4 protein-coding genes are annotated in these 4,700 nt (G+C 72.0%); 3 read left to right on the forward strand and 1 reads right to left on the reverse strand.

Features of this window, described 5'->3' with window-relative positions:
- Positions 1-615, forward strand: a 615-nt coding sequence (locus tag H7I41_RS19000) for an oxidoreductase (protein WP_264014169.1), incomplete at its 5' end; no start/stop codon positions are given.
- Between the two features lie 454 nt (positions 616-1,069).
- Here the strand turns inward: H7I41_RS19000 and H7I41_RS19005 are convergent.
- The gene (locus H7I41_RS19005; RefSeq protein ID WP_264014170.1) at positions 1,070-1,927 is read right to left on the reverse strand and encodes an HAD-IB family hydrolase; all 858 of its coding nucleotides are present in this window, start codon (positions 1,925-1,927) and stop codon (positions 1,070-1,072) included.
- A gap of 414 nt (positions 1,928-2,341) precedes the next feature.
- Here H7I41_RS19005 and ssd point away from each other — a divergent pair, with 414 nt between their 5' ends.
- Both ssd and H7I41_RS19015 read left to right on the forward strand, forming a co-directional pair.
- Positions 2,342-3,418, forward strand: coding sequence for a septum site-determining protein Ssd (ssd, locus tag H7I41_RS19010; protein WP_276009157.1), 1,077 nt, complete (start codon positions 2,342-2,344; stop codon positions 3,416-3,418).
- The gene (locus tag H7I41_RS19015; RefSeq protein ID WP_264014171.1) at positions 3,415-4,581 is read left to right on the forward strand and encodes a TadA family conjugal transfer-associated ATPase; all 1,167 of its coding nucleotides are present in this window, start codon (positions 3,415-3,417) and stop codon (positions 4,579-4,581) included. Before ssd ends, H7I41_RS19015 begins: the two co-directional genes overlap by 4 nt.
- Positions 4,582-4,700: the final 119 nt, after the last annotated feature.

Consider the following 4,700-nt stretch of genomic DNA (forward strand, 5'->3'; position numbering starts at 1 on the left):
GCCGAGGCCGCCGTGCGGGCCGCCCGCGCCTCCGCGGTGCTCGACGGCGGTGCGCTGCAGATCGCCGAGGACGGCGAACCCGATCCGGTGCTCGCGGGTGCGCTGCGCGTGTCCGAAGCCCTGGAGGGCGGCGCGACCACGCTGGTCGGCGTCTGGCAGCGCGCGCCGCTGCAGGCGCTGGCGCGGTTGCATTCGCTGGCCGCGGCGGACCTCACCGACGACGAGCACCTCGGCCGTCCACGGGCGGACCCGGATGTGGGCCTCCGGCTGGAATTGCTGGCCGGTCTGCTCACCGGCGGTTCCAGGGTGCCCGCGCCGGTGCTCGCTGCTGTCGCGCACGGCGAGTTGCTCACCCTGGCGCCGTTCGGCTCGGCCGACGGGGTGGTTGCGCGGGGGGTGGCGCGACTGGTCACCATCGCCACCGGCCTCGACCCGCACGGTCTCGGCGTCCCCGAGGTGTACTGGATGCGCCGATCCGGCGACTACCGGGCGGCCGCGCGCGGCTTCGCCTCGGGCACACCCGACGGTCTGGCGGCGTGGCTCGTGTTGCACTGCACGGGATTGCACGCGGGCGCCCGGGAAGCCCTGCAGATCGCCGCCGGGGCGTCGGGGTAGCGGCGGGCGCTGAGGGCCGCCAGCAAAATGAAGCGGGCGACGCTCCGAACTGAGTTCGGCTCGCCGCCCGCTAGCACGGAGACCGGTTACCAAGCGTGCTCGGTATGGCTGCGTGGGTTGGCCTCGGCGTCCTGGCGATGCGCTTCGCCTGCAACCCCACCCAAGGGGTCGTCGTGGTCGGCCGCTCTTCGCTGTTACGCAGGCCCGCAACACTTTTGCCTATTTCGCGGCATGTGCTCCGCGTGGGTGCCGGGATCCGTGCTGGGTAGCCTGGTTCGGGAGATCCAGCCTTCTCTTCCGACTGGGTCTTGGCCTCACCGGGCTTCCGTGCTTTCCTTTGTACTCCGTGACCAGCGTCACATCAAGGGCTGAATCCCGGCGATTCCCGATCGTTACGGGCGCCGGCCAGCTACTACACCGCGTAGCTTCCTCGGTCAGAATTTGCGGTGCGTGCTCAGAGTGCGAAGCGGCGCAGCAGCGAGTACGTCAGTGCGCCTGCGGCCAGCGCGCTCATCCCGACCACGGCGGTGGTGGCGACCGCGGCGCCCGACGGCGCGGGCAGCCGGTCGCGCAGGGACACCGGCCGGGTGAACGTCAGCACCGGCCAGCCGCGGCCGGCGGCCTCCCGGCGCAGCGCACGGTCGGGGTTGACCACGGCGGGGTGACCGACGGCCTCCAGCATCGGCACGTCGGTCGCCGAGTCGGAATAGGCATAGCAGTGCTCGAGCGCGTATCCCTCGCGGGCGGCGAGCGCCTTGATCGCCTCGACCTTGCCCTCGCCGTAGCAGTAGAAGGCGATTTCGCCGGTGTAGCGGCCGTCTTCGACCACCATCCGGGTGGCCATCGCGTGGGTCGCGCCGAGCGCCCGCGCGATGGGCGCGACGATCTCCTCCCCCGACGCGGACACCACCACCACGTCGCGGCCACACAGTTTGTGGTCGGCGATGAGGTCGGCGGCCTCGGCGAAGACCAGTGGGTCGACGATGTCGTGCAGCGTCTCGCCGACGATCGACTTGATCTGCTCGACATCCCAGCCGGCGCACATGGTGGTGAGGAACGAGCGCATCCGGTCCATCTGCTCGTGGTCCGCGCCGGACATCATGAAAAGGAACTGGGCGTAGGTGGACTTGAGGGCGGCGCGCCGATTGATCAGACCCTGATCGAAGAAAGGTTTGCTGAACGCGAGCGTTGAGGACTTCGCGATCACGGTTTTGTCCAGATCGAAGAAGGCTGCGGTGCGCACCGGACGGTCGCCTTCGGGCTCGGCCCGCGCTGCCGTCGCCGGCGCTGCGGACCGCTCGGATGCGGTCACGTCGTCAGCATAAAGGCCCGACTGCGTCACTATTCGGAGGAGTATGTGAATTGGCAGTTCAAGACAGCTGACTGTGACTGCAAATTTTCCTCCTAACTGGTTGTTTAACCCGGCAACAAGACTTGCCATCCTCGGCAGACGCGTGTGTATAGTGAGCATTACCCGGCTTATGTCGGGTGTGTATCAGCCCGACCCCCCGGGGCTGATACACGACGACCTCCGCCTCCTCCCCCCCTGGCGGGGGTCGTCCCTTTTTCCGGTCCTTTCGCATTCAGGACAACTCCACTTTCGCCCCGCGGCGTACCGCGCGTAAATATCCGCGCCGTGCCGTGGCAGGTGCCCGGCGTTGTCCACAGTTGCCAGTTCATCCACATTCGGTGCGACAGCAATGGCGGCGCCGTCGGCACGCGCCCGATGCTGGGAACCGTGACGACGACCACCGGGGTACTTGCGCTGCTGAGCGACCCGTCTCTGCGCGACGACGTCGACCGCGTCGCCGCGGCGGCCGGGGTGACGGTGGTGCACGCAGGCGAGCCGTCGGGCCGCAAGGCCTGGGCCGCCGCGGCCGCCGTCCTGCTCGACACGCCGAGCGCCCTCCGCTGCGCGCAGCGCGCACTGCCACGCCGAGGCCGGGTCGTCCTGGTCGGGCGCGCCGAACCGCAGGCCTGCGACTGGCAGGCCGCCATCTCCGTCGGGGCGCAGCACGTGCTCACGCTGCCGGGCCAGGATCGGGCGCTGATCGCCGAACTCGCCGACGCCGCAGAATCGCGGCGCGGCGATGCCCGGCGCGGAACGGCGATCGCAGTGATGGCAGGCCGCGGCGGAGCCGGCGCGACGCTGTTCGCGGCGGCGCTGTCGCACGTCGCCCCAGACGCACTGCTCGTCGACGCGGATCCGTGGAGCGGCGGCATCGACATGGTGCTGGGCGCCGAGGCCGAACCGGGACTGCGGTGGTCGGACCTGTCGCTCGAGGGCGGCAGGCTTGATTTCCAGGCGCTGCGCGAGGCGCTGCCGCGATCGAGCGGCGTCACCGTGCTGTCGAGCGGCCGCGCCGGCACCGAGATCGACGCCGCGGCGCTCGCGGCCGTGGTGGACGCGGGCTGCCGCGGTGGCGCGACCGTCATCTGCGACGTGCCACGCCGGCCCACCGCCGCCGTTGAGGCGGCGCTCGACGCCGCCGACCTGGTGGTGCTGATGCTCACCGCCGACGTGCGTGCCTGCGCTGCGGCGGCGGCCGTCGTGCCCTGGCTGACGGGTATGAACCCGAACGTCGGCGCGGTGGTGCGCGGTCCGTCCCCCGGCGGGCTGTCGGCGCGGGAGGTTGCGCGGGCAGCCGGACTGCCACTGCTCGCGGCGATGCGACCGCAGCCCGGCGCCGCCGAGCGCCTCGAACAGGGTGGCATGCGACTGTCCCGGCGGTCACCGCTGACGGTCGCCGCGGGCAGGGTTCTCGCTGTGCTGCAGCACCATTTGGCGATGGAGGCGGCATGACGGCCTCGCTGCTCGACCGGGTCCGCGAGCGGCTCGCGACGGAATCGGCCCCGCTGCACCCGAACGTGGTGGCCGCCGCCATCCGGGCGGAATCCGGCGGCGTGCTCGGCGACACCGAGGTGCTGCGTAACCTGCGGCTGCTGCAGACGGAATTGACCGGTGCGGGCATCCTGGAGCCGCTGCTGTCCGCCGAGGGCACCACCGACGTGCTCGTCACCGCACCCGACGCGGTGTGGGTGGACGACGGGGAAGGGTTGCGGCGCAGCGCCGTCCGCTTCCCCGACGACGCGGCGGTGCGCCGGCTCGCGCAGCGCCTGGCACTGGCCGCGGGCCGACGGCTCGACGAGGCGCAGCCGTGGGTCGACGGTCAGCTGTCCGGGCTGGGCGCAGGCCGGTTCACCGTCCGGTTGCATGCCGTGCTGCCTCCGATCGCCGCCGGAGGCACCTGCCTTTCCCTGCGGGTGTTGCGCCCGGCGACACAGGATCTCGCGGCGTTGACGGCTACCGGCACCATCGCAGCGCCTGCCGCCGCACTGCTGCGCGACATCATCGACGCCCGGTTGGCGTTCCTGGTCTCCGGCGGCACCGGTGCCGGGAAGACCACGCTGCTGGCGGCGATGCTCGGCGCGGTCGCCGCGGGCGAGCGGATCGTCTGTGTCGAGGACGCCGCCGAACTCGCCCCGCGCCACCCGCATCTGGTGAACCTGGTGGCCCGGTGCGCGAACGTGGAGGGCATCGGCGAGGTCACGCTGCGCGACCTGGTCCGGCAGGCGCTGCGGATGCGGCCGGACCGGATCGTGGTCGGCGAGGTGCGCGGTGCCGAGGTCGTCGACCTGCTCGCGGCGCTCAACACCGGCCACGACGGCGGCGCAGGCACCGTGCACGCGAACAACCCGGCCGAGGTCCCGGCCCGGCTTGAGGCGCTCGGCGCACTCGGCGGGCTCGACCGGGCCGCGCTGCACAGTCAGCTGGCGGCCGCCGTGCAGGTGTTGTTGCACGTCGGACGTGACCGCTCCGGCACCCGCCGGCTGACCGAGATCGCCGTCCTGCGATCCGCGGATGACGGCCGGGTCCGGGCGGAGACGGCATGGAAGGCCGACTCCGGATTCGGTTGCGGCGCTGAGCGCTTGCGTCAGCTGTTCGACGATCGTGGGCGATCGTGACAGCCGCCGCACTGGCGCTGGCGGTGGCCGTGCTGATCGCCCCGGTGTCACCGCGGCGCCGGATGGCGGCGCTGCGCGGGAGGCCGGGCGGGCCGCGGCGGGTTCGGCCGGTGTGGGGC

This window comes from [Mycobacterium] manitobense (assembly GCF_025821665.1).
GTDB classification, from domain to species: Bacteria; Actinomycetota; Actinomycetes; order Mycobacteriales; family Mycobacteriaceae; genus Mycobacterium; species Mycobacterium arseniciresistens.